Raw genomic sequence first — 16,030 nt, 5'->3', positions numbered from 1 at the left:
GTAACTACAATGTGGCGTTATTGCTTTTTATTTTTCTTATTGCCCCTGTTTGCCTTTGAGCACAATAATAATGACCTTTATAGCGTTAGGCTCAACCCCGCGCGGATAGATGTAGACAAAGTGTTTCTGCTCGTAGACAAAAGTGATTACCGCATGTATCTTTATGAAGATGCTACTTTGATCAAGATCTATAAAGTGGTATTCGGCAATGAAGATACAAGGGATAAATATGTACAGGGCGATCGCCGTACACCGGATGGAACATTCCGCATCCTTTCCAAACGTTACGATAATCGCTGGAGCCGCTTTCTGTTGCTGGATTACCCGAACATTCAATCACGCGAAAAATTCCTGCAACGCCAGGCCCAGGGCCTCATTCAAAGAGGGGCGGACATTGGTGGCGGTATTGGCATCCATGGTGTAGAGTATGCATCCGGCATTCGTGATAATTATGTGGAACAACGTATTAACTGGACGCTGGGTTGTGTAAGCCTGAAAAATGGAGATGTGAATGAGTTATATGATGTAGTGAAAGTAGGCACCCCTGTAGTAATAAGACCTTAAAGCCCTTCAATACTTCTCCTTGTTCTTTCAGGCCGCGTATTAAATGTTTTCCCGAATTTATACGTGAAGCCTATACGAAGAAAAGGACGCTGGAAATTCCTTTTGAACCGTTCTATATAAGTATCGCCAAAAAACTCTCCTTTGCCATGGAAATAACGGCTGGTAAGGCTTTGTGTACGAAGGCTTACAGCCGCTCTTTCTCCCCATAATTTCTTATTGATGCCCAGGAAATAATTCCTCCAGCCCGTAACATATCCATACACCAGGGGATACCGTGATTCCCAGTAGATTGATCCTTCCAGGGCAAAACCTTTAGGCAACTGGTAAGTGGCTGTGGAAGAAATCCGCGCATAGGGCCGCTGAGTGATAATTGTATCACTGCGGAACGTTATATAATACAGGTCTGCATTTGTATTCAGTTTGAAACGTTTCCCGATATTCAGGGTATTGTTTAAGGACAAACCTGTTTTACTATTGCCGGCAATGTTCGCGTAACTGTTATAGATCACACCATTTCCTTTCATGACCCTTATGCTTTGAATACTGTTATTGGCATAGGAATGATAAACAGATACACTAACAGAACTATTATTGGAGAACACAGTAGAATAACCCAGTTCAAAGCGGTTGATCTTTTCAGGAACAAGATCAGGATTGCCGGTGGTAATATTAAGCGAGTCGCTGTAATCCATGGAAGGAGAAAGGTGATATGCCTCCGGCCGCTGTATCCGGTAAGAATAGCTGAGATTGAAAGTATGTTTGGAAAAGAAACGCCGTGAAATAATAATATTGGGAACGATGATATGATATGGGGGCAACGAAAGTTCCTGTGCACTGAGCCAGGTGTATTCATATCTTATACCTGACCGGAACTTCCATTCTTTCACAGTAAGATCATAGCTCAGGTAAGCTGCCATCACGTTTTGTATGAAATGATAGCGTAATGAACGCTGTGGATCTTTTTCGTATCCTGCGAGCGAATCAAAATTGAAGAGTGCATAATCCGTGTTGATCTCTCTCTTTGAATACTTGATCCCCGTTTCAATTTTATGCATAGAAGAAAAAGGATGCACATAATCTGATTGCAGCATAACATCGTAATTACGCCCTTTGTTCTCATTCTTTTCTTTATATGCGTTCGCCTGCATAATGTACCCGCTTTCATTGTTACGTGCGGAATAACCACCTAATACAAACAATTCCCGGTTACTTCCCAGGCGTTTATTGTAAGAAAAAGTGAGGCCCCTGCTGCGGTACAAACCATCTCTGTTGGTATGGCGGGCGTATTCCCTTACAGGAATACTTTCCTGGAACTGCGATGCCTGCAACTGGCTTTCGCGGAAATCAGGAAAGATGCCCAGGCGCATGGAAACGTCCAATGCCTGTGTGCTATCCGGCTCCCAGCCTGCATTGAAAGTGAAATAATTCCCACGGCCATGCTGCCTGTTTTGGGAGGACTGCCGGAGTGTAAAACCATTATACCCAACGCGCTCCGTTTCCTCATAATTATAACTCTTATAAAGGTTCTGATACACTTCAAACGTGCTGTATACTTTTGCCATCCGGTAATTGAACTTCAGGTTGTAATTCTGATCAATGTCGTTTGCATTGGCGCTAAGGGTTCCCGTAAGGCCCCGCAGGCGGTTTTTCTTTAACCAGATGTTTAATACACCAGCGGAGCCTTCTGCATCATAGCGGGCAGAAGGGTGTGTGATCACTTCTACCTTCGCAATATCATCAGCAGATAATGATTTCAGCAGGTCCGCCACATTATTGGCATAGAACTCAGCAGGTTTGTTATTGATGAATACCTTCACACTGCTATTCCCGCGGATGCTGATAGCGCCTTCCTGGCTGATGGTTACAAAGGGTACGCGCTGCAAAAGGTCCTGTGCATTACTCCCTGCGGCCACCAGGTCCCCTTGCGGGTTATACACAAGTCCGTCTATCCTCTGTTCAATAGCTGGTGGCCGCTGGGCCTGCACACTTACACGCTGTAACTGTTGTGCAAGCGGAAGAAGGGATATCTGTATAGATTGGGCGAAAGGAGATACAACGGAAGTAAAGTATGGCTGATAACCAAGGAAACGGGCGCTCAGAATATAACGGCCCTGCGGTACCGCGTCTATTGCAAACTGGCCGCCTTTGCCGGTACTGACCGTTTTCACAATGCTGCTGTCCGTACGCATCAATACAACAGTAGCCGCAATCAACGGCTCATTGTTATGCCTTACTACGCCATGAATGGATTGAGCAGTAGCTGAAGCCGCAAAAAGCAAATAACAGAACAGGAGTTTTATTGCCATACACTACAAAGGAAGCATGGCAATAAGGGAGGAGGAAATTATTTACATCATGTGTAAATAATGCAGGACGAAATGCAAATGAAAAGGGCGGTATCACTGATACCGCCCTGCGTAAGTTATAATTTTCCTCTTTTGATCTCTTCTACAACAGCCGGGTCCAGCAGTGTGGAAGTATCGCCAAGGTTGTCTAATTCCCCTTCTGCGATCTTGCGCAGGATACGGCGCATGATCTTACCGGAACGTGTTTTAGGCAGGCCTGCTACAAACTGGATCTTATCCGGTTTTGCAATAGGCCCAATGATCCGGGAAACGGTCTGCATGATATCTTTCTTTGTGAGCTCAGGATCTTTTATCAGTTTATCCGTGATCACATATGCATAGATACCTTGTCCTTTAATATCATGCGGATAGCCTACTACGGCACTTTCCACAACACCGGCGTGCATGTTGATGGCATTCTCCACTTCTGCGGTACCAATACGGTGGCCGCTTACATTGAGTACATCATCCACACGGCCTGTGATACGGTAATAACCATCTTCATCACGGAGGCAACCGTCTCCGGTGAAATAGAGATTATCGTAAGTAGCAAAGTAAGTGGTGCGGCAACGTTCATGATCGCCATAGGTGGTGCGGATCATACCGGGCCATGGGAACTTGATGCAGAGATTGCCGTTCACACCATTGCCTTCAATTTCTTTTCCGTTCTCATCCACCAGGATGGGTTGAATGCCCGGCAGCGGAAGTGTGGCATAACCTGGTTTTTCAGGTGTAATGCCAGCCAGCGGGGCAATCATGATACCACCGGTTTCTGTTTGCCACCAGGTATCCGTGATAGGCGCTTTTCCTTTACCGATATGATCTTTATACCAATGCCATGCTTCTTCATTGATAGGTTCACCTACTGTACCTAATGTAGTGAGTGAGCTGAGGTCCTTGTGGTTCACCGGGCCGAGGCCAAAACCCATCAGGCTGCGGATAGCAGTAGGAGCAGTGTAGAGTACATTCACGCGGAATTTATCTACAATGTCCCAGAAGCGTCCGGCATCAGGATAAGTAGGGATGCCTTCAAACAACAGGGTAGTAGCGCCTGCGCTTAAAGGACCATAAAGAATATAACTGTGGCCCGTGATCCAGCCGATATCTGCTGTACAGAAAAATACCTGTCCGGGTTTATACTGGAAGGCATTGATAAAAGTATAGTTGGCATATACCATGTAACCTGCGCAGGTATGTACCACACCTTTAGGTTTACCCGTAGAGCCGGAAGTGTAAAGGATAAAGAGCATATCTTCCGCATCCATTTCTTCAGCCGGCACAGGCGGGTTGCCCATGGTTTCCACTTGTTTGATCTCATCTTCCCACCAAACGTCTCTGCCCTTGAGCATACTAACCGGTGTGCGGGTACGTGTGCAAACAATTACTTTCTTAACGGAAGGGCAGGCCATCAAAGCATCGTCTATCACAGCTTTCAAAGGAATATCCTTTCCGCCGCGGAAAGCTCCGTCGCAGGTGATCACCAGGCTGGCCTGTGCATCCTGGATACGGTCTGCAATAGATTGTGCACTGAAACCTCCAAATACCACTGAATGGATAGCACCGATACGGGCACACGCTAATACAGCAATGGCCAGTTCGGGGATCATACCCATGTAGATACAAACACGGTCGCCTTTCTTCACGCCGTTATTTTTGAGCACATTCGCAAACTGGCAAACCTTGTTGAACAGTTCACGATAAGTGAGCACACGGTGTTTTTCTTCCGGATCATTGGGCTCCCAGATAATGGCAGGCTGATTGCCAAGGGTACCCAAATGCCTGTCCAGGCAGTTTTCCGTAATGTTGAGCTTTGCCCCGGAAAACCATTTTACATCGGGTTGTTTAAAGTTCCATTCCAGTACATTGTCCCACTTACGGCGCCAGTAAAAATGATCGGCAACGTTGGCCCAAAATCCTTCCGGGTCTGTTACACTGTGCTGCCAGGCTTGCTGATAATCTTCGAAATTCTTGAGTTGGTATGGGTACGACATGATTCCCAATCGGATTTATAGTTAAACAGTTTTTTTAACGGGCCTTAAATTTAGTGATTTATGATTGAAGATTGTCAAATTAAGAAGGAATAACCTTGAAATAAATTCAATAAAAAGACTGATCCCGGCTGTGAGGGCCGGGATCAGTACAACGTATCTTTGTTTTTACTTATAGATTCTGAATGCGTTCTTTCAGGCAGGTTTGGATGAATTCTTCCTGTTATAGATTCTTGATGCGTTCTTTCACGTAAGTGTGGATGGATTCTTCCTCTTTATTTTCCGGTTTGGCTTGCAACACATATTGTTTGTAATGCTTTTTGGCATTCAGCGGATCCTGCAGATGCTGTTCATAGATCCGGCCGATACCATATTGCCGCATGGGATCTTTAAACAGGTAATAAGAAGTGTCGTAATAAGTAATGGCTTTCCTGAATTGCCGCATCTGCTCATAATTGTCTGCCAGCGTGGCGTAGTAGCTATCAAGACTTTTAGACTTGGCCTGATCAATACATTCCTGGATCAGTTGGTTGCTTCTTTCATAGTTCTTCATCCGTGCGTAAGCAAGACCGGCATAATAGGTAATAGTTTCAGGAGAGGCGCCTGCGAGTGCCTTCATCTTGTCATACACCAAAGCACAGCTGTCGTATTTTTTAAGGTTGTAATAGGAAACGGCCAGGTAGATAGTACCCATAGGATCAACAGCACCCATGCTTAATAAGCGTTCTCCATACATCGTGGCAGTAGTGAAATCTTTCTGGAGATAAGATGTTTTTGTGAGGTAGGCAAGGATGTTCACCTGCGTGCTATCAAAGAGCATATATAACTTAAGCATGCTGTCTGCCTTTCCATATTCTTTTTGGGCAATGAATTCAGCACATAAAGAAGAGATCACGGTAACATCCTTTTGGTTAAGCTGGTAGGATTGCATCATATATTTAAAGGAAGAATCCTGCATACCTGCAATGTTTTCGCATACCTGGCCAAGTTGTTTATAATAGCCGGCATTGGTGGGGCGTAGTGCTACCAGCTTTTCGAAATGTATGAATGCCTTAGCCGGTTGCTTTTGCTGCCGGGCAATATTTCCAAGGGCCTGGAGTGCAGGTATATGATTGGAATCTTGTGCCAGCACCAGTTTGTAATTTTTTTCCGCCTGTGCCAGTTGCCCGCTTTGGTAATAGGCACTGGCCAGTAAAGCCAGGCCATTTGCCTGTTGTACTTTCGCTGTTCCTTCGAGATATTGAATTGCTTTGTCGAATTGCTGCTCCTGGAAATAATCCATCAGCAAAGCCTTATCAATATTATCCTGGGCTTTAGCACTGGCAGCAAAAAGCAGGAAGCATAGCATAGCAGAAATAGCACGGATCATAACTTAGATTTCTATAAAACTAACAATTTAGTTTTATAAAGAAAAATTTAGTTTGATGGTGGATGTTTGATGTGGATCTCCTGTTGCGGGAAAGGAATTTCGATGCCCTGTTCCCCGAAGGTATCATAAATAGCGAGGAGGAGGGAGCTTTTGAGGATCACCCAGGAGCCGATGTCTGCCCAGAAGAGTATCCTGAAATCGATAGCGCTGTCGTTCAGTTGATGAACTAATACAAGTGGTGCCGGTGTACTTTGCACACCTTCCTGTTTTTCCAGCAGTTCTTTCAGGATGGTGGCGGCTTTTTTAAGATCGGAGCCATAGGCCACGCCGATAATGAGTTCTACCCTGCGCAGCTGGCTGGTGAGCGTCCAGTTGGTAATATGCTGGGAGAGGAGGTCTCCGTTAGGAACGATGATCTGTGAACCATCTACAGTAGAGATCCTGCTGGCCCTGATCCCTATTTCCCTTACGGTGCCATGCTGATTACCGATATCAATCACATCGCCTATTTCCACTGGTTTTTCAAAAGCTAGGATCACGCCGGAAACGAGATTGTTTACAATGTTCTGCAAGCCAAAGCCAATACCAACAGAGAGTGCGCCGATGATGATCGTTAATTTATCCATGGGAATACCTGAAGCGGCAAAGGCCAGCAGAACCCCTCCTGCAAGTACTCCTAAGCGCAAAAGTAATACAGCGCTGCTCCAGCGATGTTTTTTTACACTGCCGCCAGGGTCCTGGTGGCCAAACAGGAAGATCATCACTTTACTGATCAGGTAAGCAAACCAGATCACTACCAGGAAGATGAAGATGCTGGAGAAAGTGAAGGAGGTATTGCCGATCTTTCTTTCTGCTTCGAGGAAAGAAAGTGTGTAGTCTCTGATAATATTGTGAATGTTCAGGTTCCTGATCAGGATGGCGAGCCATGCGATACCTGCCATAATATATAAGGTAGAGCGTAAGCCCTGCTGCATGCGGTTAAAATCAAGGTATGCGGCAAAACGGCTGTTGGCCTTACTGGCTTCCACATGCAGGTAAAATGTTTCCAGGAGTAATTGCACCAGTGTAACGAGTGCCTGTGCGGAGATAAGGCTGAAAATGGCGCTCATGCCCAGGAACTTGGATAACATCACGCGGCCGGTAAGGTTGCAGATAAATGCACCGGTAGTCATCAATATAGTTACCCATACAATGAGCCATGTGTATGCGGGAAAAGCCAGCGGGCTTTTTCTTTTCATATGCAGGAACCACCAGCACACAGCCAATGTGCCTAGTTGCAGGAATGCCTGTGCCCATCTTTCTTCAAAAGAAGATTGCATCATGAGATTGAAAAATGCATAGGCAGTATACAGGAAAAGCAACAGGAACCATTGCCAGCGCAGCCATACGGGCGATTCATCTTTTATGATCAGGGTAACGCAGGTGGCCTGTATCAGCCAGAGCAATACCATAAATACCATCGGGGCGTTGGTGTAAAAAAATGGCCCCAGTGTAAAGATGAAAAGAAGGGACGTGAGCAGTGGCTTATGGCTGGCATACCGGGTATTGGAAAAGATGCCGTTCTTATCAGGATGATGTTTACGGATGCGCCGGATACTATTCAGCAGCCAGGTAAGGAACAGCACAAAGAGCACGGTGTTCAGGCTGTGAATGTCCTGGTTGTGCCGGAAATAATAGCTTAATACCCGCTGATCTGCTTTCATGGAAACAGCGAAAGTATTGGAAAAGGGAGAGGTATAATCTGCCTGCCGTGTATCCCAGAGATTTTTCCCTTCCCGCTGCCAGATATGCTGCTCTGCACTCCTTAACCGGAAGTTCACTTCATTCAGCATGTCTGTAATGCTGATATAGTTCAACGCCACCCGGTTCTGTAATAACCCGATCCGCTGGAGACTATTGCGGTTAGCGGTATCTGCCTGTTCCCATTTTTTGTTTAAGCGTGAGATCTGGTAAGTATACAATACCTGAAGGGAAGGGTCTTTCGGTAATTGCGCCAGCATGGTATCATGCAGGATGTTATTGATCTGGTTGCTCATATCCGTAATGGTGCGGCTATAGGCGAATAAAGACTTCTGCCATTTTGCATGCACCTCCTCCATTTCCTGCAGGATCACCTGTAAGGCATAGAGGCTGCGGATATTCATTAAACGGTGATCGTTCAGGTTGCTGCTGTTCAGGGCATTGACCAGGTTTTCAGAAGCGGGAAGTTCGTCCGCTATCTCCGTAGTGTCAAAACCCCTGCGCAGGGTATTGTTTACCTGGTTCAGCATCTGGGTGATGCTTTCCACCCGTTCCACTACATCGGGTATGATCGTATCCCTTTCACCGCGTTGTGCAGATAAGGAGAGCGAAAGCCCCATTGTAAACAGTATGCAGAGCGGGAGGAATTTCATATTCCATGAATTTAAACGATTTGCATCAATGATGATCAACAAAAAAGCAAAAGAACGGTTCTGCCCTTTTGCTTTTTTTATGGAACGAAATGATGGTTTCAGATCTGCTTTGGTTTTTTTTCCGTTGCAATAATGGTGACCATATTGGGAATAGGGGCTTCCAGTTCCATATCCTGGTAAGAAAGCTCCGAGACACCTTCCATTTTGGTAACGGAAAAATGAGTGATGCGCTTGTCTGGAAAGAAGTGCTGCAAACCTCCATGTATTGTAACGGTTACATGAGAAATAGCATTATCGCCGACCTCGTACAAGCGTTGAATGAATTGAGAAATGGTGGAGCGTATTTCCTGATTAGGTTCCGGCATGATCTTGGTTTTTAATGGGATTAATTAAGTTAACATCAATGAAAATGTTTCATTCCGTGGAGATGATGTACGCTATTGTGCATCTAACGTTGCCTGTAACTGACATTTTGCTCCAGGACGCTCTTTAACAGATCATCAGTTACTGCCAGGATCTTTTCCTTTTCCGCATTACTGAAGGTGTTTTTGCCCCTGGCTTTCCGGTAAAAAGTAGCTTCGCTCCAACCGCATTCGTGGCAAACGCTTTCCCGGAAGGATTTCGGGAGCCGGGTTAAGGCAGTGTGCGTATCCGACAAGAGGTTGAAGGATGAAAGTTTCTTTGTTTCCATATGACGCTGGTTTAATCATTTTGAGGTAAATCCATTCATTTTGTCAATAAAAATGTTATATTGATAGTATGAGTATCATACAAACCATTGACAATTATTACAATAATAATAAAATTTAATTACAGTGGAAACGGTATCGAAAAATATTATTCATGAAGGCGCGCGTCTGAAACAGATCGTTCGGGATAAACGCATGAAGATCCTGGAGTTTGCCGATCTGGCGGGGTTTTCCAACCAGATCGCCCACTATTATTTCCGTAAGGAGGCCATCAAACGCGCCACCTTACTGGAGTTTTGTGCATTACTCGGCATCAGCCTCGATGAATTTTATAACTGGACGCATCCACGCAGAACACAACCACAACCGGCTGTAGACTTTCACCAGGGTCAAAGGCTGGATGAGCTGATCGAAGAAAAGGGCCTGAATAAAACAAAGCTGGCAGACAGGATGGGGCTTAGCCGCCGCGCCTTATATAACCTGCTGGACAAATCTGTGTTCACGCCGGACCAGATGAAAAAGATCTGCCAGGTGCTGGAGATCAGTGCCAAGGAATTCCTGGGTGGTAATCATGTGGAAGAAAATGGTGCAGATGGCCCGGAAATAGAAAGCTGGAAAGATAAATATTACAGACTGCTGGAAGATTATAATAAAGCACTCGTGGAAATAGCCCGCCTTAAAGAGTTGCAGTAAACTTGCCGGAAAAAAAAGGACCTCACCTCAAAAGTGTTATACTAAACCTTACATACACCAGCAGGAACTCACCCAAAAGAGTTCAGGCATTCTCACCCCCTTCACAAAAAAAAGATGCCATTGCATTTACGCAACAGCATCTCCAGGGTTCACATAGGTCAGGAATTTTAGGGGATTTGTTGTTAACATAGAAAGGATGCATGTATATATGAACTCCAATAATGATCTTGTAGTAATTCTGTTGCAAATTAGTTACCCTGCTTAAGAAAGCGCACTCGAATGCGGAAATATTTGCAAAATAGTTAGGTCTCAAAAGACTGATCCTTCAATCTTTATGATAAAAATACAGATTTTTTCATTATAATTACATATATTAGCATTTCTATATTTGTAACGCTATCCCTTGTACTATGAAAAGCAGTCTATTATCCCTGGCCATGTGCCTTCTCCTGCTGGTTGGTAAAGCCCAGCGTACTTCAGCGCCTGAACTCAAAGAGTTTGAGGCTTTTTGGAAGAAATTCTACACCGCCCTCGTAAAGAAAGATATCCAGGGTGTGAGCGGTTTTATAGACTTTCCCCTGGTGGTAAAGAAAAGCCTCACGGATACAGCTGTTCAAACGATCGATAAAGACCAGTTCGCCACTTTCTTTAATGATTACCTGGAACTGCCTGCAAAAGAAGAGTTCGCCAATAAATACAACCTGCTGCGTGCCCGCAAGTTGCTGAGCGAAGACGATAAATCTATGGTATCAGACGATGCCGCTACCATTGAAGATTTTGAATTCCAGAAAGTAGACGGAAAGTGGAAGCTGGTATACGTTTACATGTTGGCGCAATAGCATTATTTAGTATATAAAATTAAAATATAGGGCATCTCAGCTATCCATTTCAAATAATATCTCCGTAAAAACCAATTATTCCCGTAATTTTGCACGATTTTTTTGTTCGCTCGCGGGCTAAAAAGATCGCATGGTTTTTCATTATCAATAGCTAATAAAAAAAGATGCCCAAAGACACCTCCATTAAATCTGTTCTGATTATCGGCTCCGGTCCTATTATTATTGGTCAGGCCTGTGAATTTGACTATTCCGGCTCCCAGGCAGCCCGTTCTATCCGGGAAGAAGGAATTAAAGTGATCCTGATCAACTCTAATCCGGCTACTATTATGACGGACCCGATGATGGCAGACAGGGTTTACCTGTTGCCACTGACGGTAGAAAGTATTGAACAGATCCTGGAAGAGAACCAGATCGATGCCGTTTTGCCTACCATGGGTGGCCAAACCGCACTGAACCTTTGTAAAGAAGTGGATGAACTGGGTATCTGGGAAAAATTCAATGTTCGCCTGATCGGTGTGGATATTAAAGCCATCGATAAAGCGGAAGACCGTGAACAGTTCCGCCAGTGGATGATCCAACTGGGAATTCCCGTGGCACCGGCCCGTACAGCTAACTCCCTGCTGGAAGGAAAGGAATTTGCACAGGAAATAGGCTTCCCGCTTGTAATACGCCCCTCCTTCACCCTGGGTGGTACCGGTGGTGGTTTCGTTCATGGCAAAGAAGACCTGGATGAAGCACTGGACCGTGGTTTGAAAGCATCTCCCATGCACGAGGTACTGGTAGAAAAAGCAGTACTCGGCTGGAAAGAATATGAACTCGAATTGTTGCGGGACAAAAATGACAATGTTGTTATCATTTGTACCGTAGAGAACCTGGACCCCATGGGCATCCACACAGGAGACTCCATCACTGTGGCGCCTGCCATGACCCTGAGCGATACTGCTTTCCAGGACATGCGTAACAAGGCCATGATGATGATGCGCCAGCTGGGTAACTTCGCCGGAGGTTGTAATGTGCAGTTTGCCATGAACCCTGAGAACGAAGAACTGATCGCCATTGAGATCAACCCGCGCGTAAGCCGTTCTTCTGCACTGGCCTCCAAAGCAACGGGTTACCCCATCGCTAAAATTGCCGCTAAACTCGCTATCGGGTATACTTTGGATGAACTGGAGAACCAGATCACCAGGACTACTTCCGCTTTCTTTGAACCTGCGCTGGATTACGTGATCGTAAAAATGCCACGCTGGAACTTCGATAAATTTAAAGGTGCCGACGATACGTTAGGACTCCAGATGAAATCAGTTGGAGAAGTAATGTCCATCGGCCGCACTTTCACCGAGGCATTGCAGAAAGCCTGCCAGAGCCTTGAAAACGACGCAGTGGGGCTTGGTTACTACGGTAAATCCCTCCTGAAAAGCGAACAGCTGATCGAAAAGCTGAAGCGCCCCACCTGGGACCGTATCTTCCGCATCAAGGATGCGCTGATGGAAGGAATGTCTGTAAAGTCCATCCACCAGGCAACCCTGATCGACCGCTGGTTCCTGCATCAGATCAACGATATCGTAACAGTAGAAAAACAACTGCTGGAGCACGACCTGGAATCTGTTCCCATGGACCTCCTGAAAGAAGCCAAACAAATGGGCTTCTCAGATAAGCAACTGGCCATCATCTTTGGCAACTGCGAAGAAGATGAAGTATATGAAAAACGGAAAGCCGCCGGCATTGTACGTACCTATAAAATGGTAGATACCTGTGCAGCAGAGTTTGAAGCCAAAACACCTTACTTCTATTCTACTTTCGATACAGAGAACGAAAGCATCCCTTCTGATAAAAAGAAAGTGATCGTACTCGGTTCCGGCCCCAACAGGATCGGCCAGGGTATTGAATTCGACTATTGCTGCACCCACGGTCTGCAAGCCATCCAGGAATGCGGTTACGATGCCATTATGGTGAACTGTAACCCTGAAACGGTGTCTACAGACTTTGACATGGCTAACAAACTTTACTTTGAGCCGGTATACTGGGAACACCTCTGGGAGATCATTGAGCTGGAAAAACCAGAAGGCGTGATCGTTCAGCTGGGCGGGCAAACGGCACTGAAACTGGCCAAGAAGCTCACAGAGAAAGGAGTAAAGATCATCGGTACTTCCTTTGACAGTATGGATATTGCGGAAGACCGCGGCCGTTTCTCCGACAGGTTGAAAGAACTCGGCATTCCATTCCCTAAATACGGTACTGCTTATAATACAGACGATGCCATTGAAGTGGCAAAAGAAGTAGGATATCCTGTACTGGTCCGTCCTTCTTATGTACTGGGCGGCCAAAGGATGCGGATCGTGATCAACGAGGAAGAGCTGGAAAAATCCGTTCTCAGCCTGTTGAAACACTTACCGGGCAATAAGATCCTGATCGACCACTTCCTGGACCGTTGCCAGGAGGCTGAGATCGATGCTATCTTCGACGGGGAGAATTTCCATGTAATGGGTGTGATGGAGCATATTGAACCAGCCGGTATCCATAGTGGGGACAGTAACGCGGTATTACCAGCGTTCAACCTCAGCCAGATGATCGTTACCACCATGGAATACTATTCTGAGAAAATAGCCCGTGCGCTGAATATCAAAGGATTGATCAACATCCAGTTCGCCATTAAGGATGGGCAGGTGTTTGTGATCGAAGCTAACCCAAGGGCATCCCGGACCACGCCTTTCATCGCGAAGGCTTACCAGGTACCTTACCTCAACATCGCCACCAAAGTGATGCTGGGCGCTAATAAACTCACAGATTTCAAGATAGAGAAGAACCTGAAGGGCTTTGCCATCAAAGAACCGGTATTCTCCTTCAACAAGTTCCCCGGCGTGAATAAAGAACTCGGGCCTGAAATGAAATCTACAGGGGAAGCTATCCGTTTCATTAAGGATCTGAGGGACCCTTACTTCAGAACGCTTTATAAAGAAAGAAGCATGCACCTGAGTAAGTAATCGTCTTCCACATAAATTTTAAGAGGCCGGGTCATTTATGACCCGGCCTTTTTTATTCATACAAGTACTGAAATTCTATATCCCTATATCACTGAAGGCGCATTCCTATAGCACTCTTATAGCATTCCTATATCGTTTCGATATACCTATGTGCCTACAATGCTATAGCAGTGCTATAGGAGCGATATAGGAGAACGCTCCCATAATTATAGGAAAGAACTGATTATCAGCCATTTATTGATTTTGTGTAAAAATGCCTTAATTTCAATCAGACCATTGTTTGTAAGTATGTTTGTTAACCTTTGGAAAAAGGCGCCCTTCCTGCGCCTCCTGATCCCCTTTATGGCCGGTATGATCCTGGGCATGTATGCTACGATATCCATCCGGGCATTTTTGATCCTATCCGTTTGCGGTTTAACAGGCTGGGCCTTGCCTTCCTTTTTGAGGTTAAAAGACCATTTTGCCCTGCGGCATCTACAGGGAGCATGTATCCATATCACCATCTTTTTATTGGGAATGGGGTTATGGCAGCAGGCAGATATCCGCCACCGGGCAGATTGGGTAGGGCATCATTTGAAGGATAGCAGCCTGCTGATCCTCTCGCTGGAGGAACAGCCTCATTCCAGGAAAGTAGGGGCTACCGTGTCTGCAATCATAAATGAGGGCGTTCCGCAGCCCGTTACCGGGAAAATATTGCTCTATTTCCGGGAAAGACCCCCTCTGCAATATGGGGACCGGCTAATGATACAGGGAAATATCCGGCGGATCAAAGGGATGGGTTACCCCGGAGGCTTCGATTACGCTAAATATTGCAGTTACCGGAACCTCTTTCACCAGGTATCCCTTAAAAACTGGCAGGTTTTGCCGGGTAAGCCTCGTAGGAACTGGTTGCAGGATACCCGTGATCATTGCCTGAACACCCTGCGGCAATACATCCCCCGGCAGCAGGAATACGGAATTGCACAGGCATTGCTGATCGGCTACCGGGAGGAACTGGATAAAGGTATCGTGCAGGCATATACGAATACCGGGGTAGTGCATATCATTGCCATTTCCGGTTTACACCTGGGGCTGATCTATGTTACACTGCTTCAATTGTTGAAATGGATGCCTAAGGCAGCCAGGGCGCTGTTGGTAATTGCAGTGTTATGGGCTTTCTCTTTGCTGACCGGGGCTTCTGCTTCTGTACTTCGTTCCGCGGTAATGTTCAGTATCATAGCAACAGGACAATTTATGCTGGGAAGATATTCCAATAGCCGTAATACACTGGCCGCGGCGGCTTTTCTATTGTTGTGTTATCAACCTTATTTTATGGTAGACGTGGGTTTTCAGTTGTCCTTCCTGGCAGTAGGCGGCATCCTGTTCTGTTATCAACCTGTTTATGACCGGTGGATGCTCCGCAACAAATGGCTGGATAAACTCTGGCAGATGATAGCTGTTTCAATTGCCGCACAGGTATTTACATGGCCGGTATGCCTGTATTATTTCCATCAGTTCCCTAACCTGTTCCTGCTGGCAAACCTCATAGCCGTGCCGCTTTCCACCATGCTTTTATACGGAGAGATCATACTGGTATGCCTGCCTAATATCTGGCTGGGTAAATTACTGGCAGGAGGTATCATGGTCATGAACACATGTATACAATGGCTGGATAAGGTTCCCGGTGCCGTTACGCATAACATCCGGATCAGTCTGCCACAAACAATATGTTTGTATGGGATCACCATGTTGCTTTTATTAAAACGCTGGTATGGGGCTTTAGTAACAGGAGTGCTGTTTGCAGGATTACACGCTTACGATGGGATCAGCACATTGCAGCAAAAGAAAATTATTATTTACAATGCAACCATAGAATGTGTCAATGGCCGCCAGCGCAAACAATACAAAACAGAAATACTGACCCAGTTTGAAGGAAAAAGGATCCTGCGTTTAACCGGCAGGCTTCCTGACAAGCTGCCCGCCACGAAGATGAAAATAGATTATATTTTGTTGTCACATAATCCGCGTGTCGATATCAGTTGTTTGCGCGATTATTTTATATACGAGACGATAATTTTTGATAGTTCTAATACACCTTTCCTGATACGGAAGTGGAAAAGTGCTGCTAAGAAACTACCTTTGCGCTGCTTTTCGGTTCCGGATGAAGGAGCCTTTGTTGTAAATCTCTAA

The 16,030-nt window shown here is 45.7% G+C and carries 11 protein-coding genes; 5 read left to right on the top strand and 6 right to left on the bottom strand.

The window, feature by feature from the left end; genetic code table 11:
• Positions 1 to 9 precede the first annotated feature (9 nt).
• Complete coding sequence (locus BUR42_RS20255; RefSeq protein WP_084185729.1) at positions 10 to 564, top strand: L,D-transpeptidase family protein; 555 nt, start codon at positions 10 to 12, stop codon at positions 562 to 564.
• On the opposite strand, the gene BUR42_RS20250 is transcribed toward BUR42_RS20255, so the two are convergent.
• The 6 genes from BUR42_RS20250 to BUR42_RS20225 form a co-directional block, all read right to left on the bottom strand.
• Positions 561 to 2,870 carry a TonB-dependent receptor gene (locus tag BUR42_RS20250; RefSeq protein ID WP_074241433.1) on the bottom strand — a complete coding sequence of 770 codons (2,310 nt, stop codon included), beginning with the start codon at positions 2,868 to 2,870 and terminating at the stop codon, positions 561 to 563. The genes BUR42_RS20255 and BUR42_RS20250 overlap by 4 nt on opposite strands.
• A 116-nt stretch (positions 2,871 to 2,986) precedes the next feature.
• Positions 2,987 to 4,900 carry an acetate--CoA ligase gene (gene acs / locus BUR42_RS20245; protein WP_074241431.1) on the bottom strand — a complete coding sequence of 638 codons (1,914 nt, stop codon included), beginning with the start codon at positions 4,898 to 4,900 and terminating at the stop codon, positions 2,987 to 2,989.
• 220 nt (positions 4,901 to 5,120) lie between these two features.
• On the bottom strand, positions 5,121 to 6,266 hold the full coding sequence (locus tag BUR42_RS20240) for a tetratricopeptide repeat protein (RefSeq protein WP_074241430.1): 1,146 nt from the start codon (positions 6,264 to 6,266) through the stop codon (positions 5,121 to 5,123).
• Between the two features lie 47 nt (positions 6,267 to 6,313).
• The gene (locus BUR42_RS20235) at positions 6,314 to 8,659 is read right to left on the bottom strand and encodes a mechanosensitive ion channel family protein (RefSeq protein WP_143197530.1); all 2,346 of its coding nucleotides are present in this window, start codon (positions 8,657 to 8,659) and stop codon (positions 6,314 to 6,316) included.
• 98 nt (positions 8,660 to 8,757) lie between these two features.
• Positions 8,758 to 9,024: a hypothetical protein gene (locus BUR42_RS29605; RefSeq protein ID WP_143197529.1), complete on the bottom strand. Its 267-nt coding sequence runs from the start codon at positions 9,022 to 9,024 to the stop codon at positions 8,758 to 8,760.
• An 83-nt stretch (positions 9,025 to 9,107) separates the two neighbouring features.
• Positions 9,108 to 9,350, bottom strand: coding sequence for a hypothetical protein (locus BUR42_RS20225; protein WP_074241424.1), 243 nt, complete (start codon positions 9,348 to 9,350; stop codon positions 9,108 to 9,110).
• Positions 9,351 to 9,474: 124 nt separating this feature from the next.
• On the opposite strand from BUR42_RS20225, the gene BUR42_RS20220 reads away from it, so the two are divergent.
• From BUR42_RS20220 to BUR42_RS20205, 4 genes are all read left to right on the top strand, one after another.
• Entirely contained in the window at positions 9,475 to 10,041 is a 567-nt protein-coding gene (locus BUR42_RS20220; protein ID WP_074241422.1) for a helix-turn-helix transcriptional regulator, read from the top strand.
• A 410-nt stretch (positions 10,042 to 10,451) separates the two neighbouring features.
• Positions 10,452 to 10,880: a hypothetical protein gene (locus tag BUR42_RS20215; protein ID WP_074241420.1), complete on the top strand. Its 429-nt coding sequence runs from the start codon at positions 10,452 to 10,454 to the stop codon at positions 10,878 to 10,880.
• Positions 10,881 to 11,044: 164 nt separating this feature from the next.
• A complete protein-coding gene (gene carB, locus BUR42_RS20210) occupies positions 11,045 to 13,861 on the top strand; it encodes a carbamoyl-phosphate synthase large subunit (RefSeq protein ID WP_074241418.1) in 2,817 nt (938 codons plus the stop codon).
• Positions 13,862 to 14,149: 288 nt separating this feature from the next.
• Positions 14,150 to 16,030, top strand: coding sequence for a ComEC/Rec2 family competence protein (locus tag BUR42_RS20205; RefSeq protein ID WP_074241416.1), 1,881 nt, complete (start codon positions 14,150 to 14,152; stop codon positions 16,028 to 16,030).

It is taken from the genome of Chitinophaga niabensis, from assembly GCF_900129465.1.
In the GTDB taxonomy this organism is placed as follows: Bacteria; Bacteroidota; Bacteroidia; order Chitinophagales; family Chitinophagaceae; genus Chitinophaga; species Chitinophaga niabensis.
This window is presented reverse-complemented; position numbering and strand designations above follow the sequence as displayed.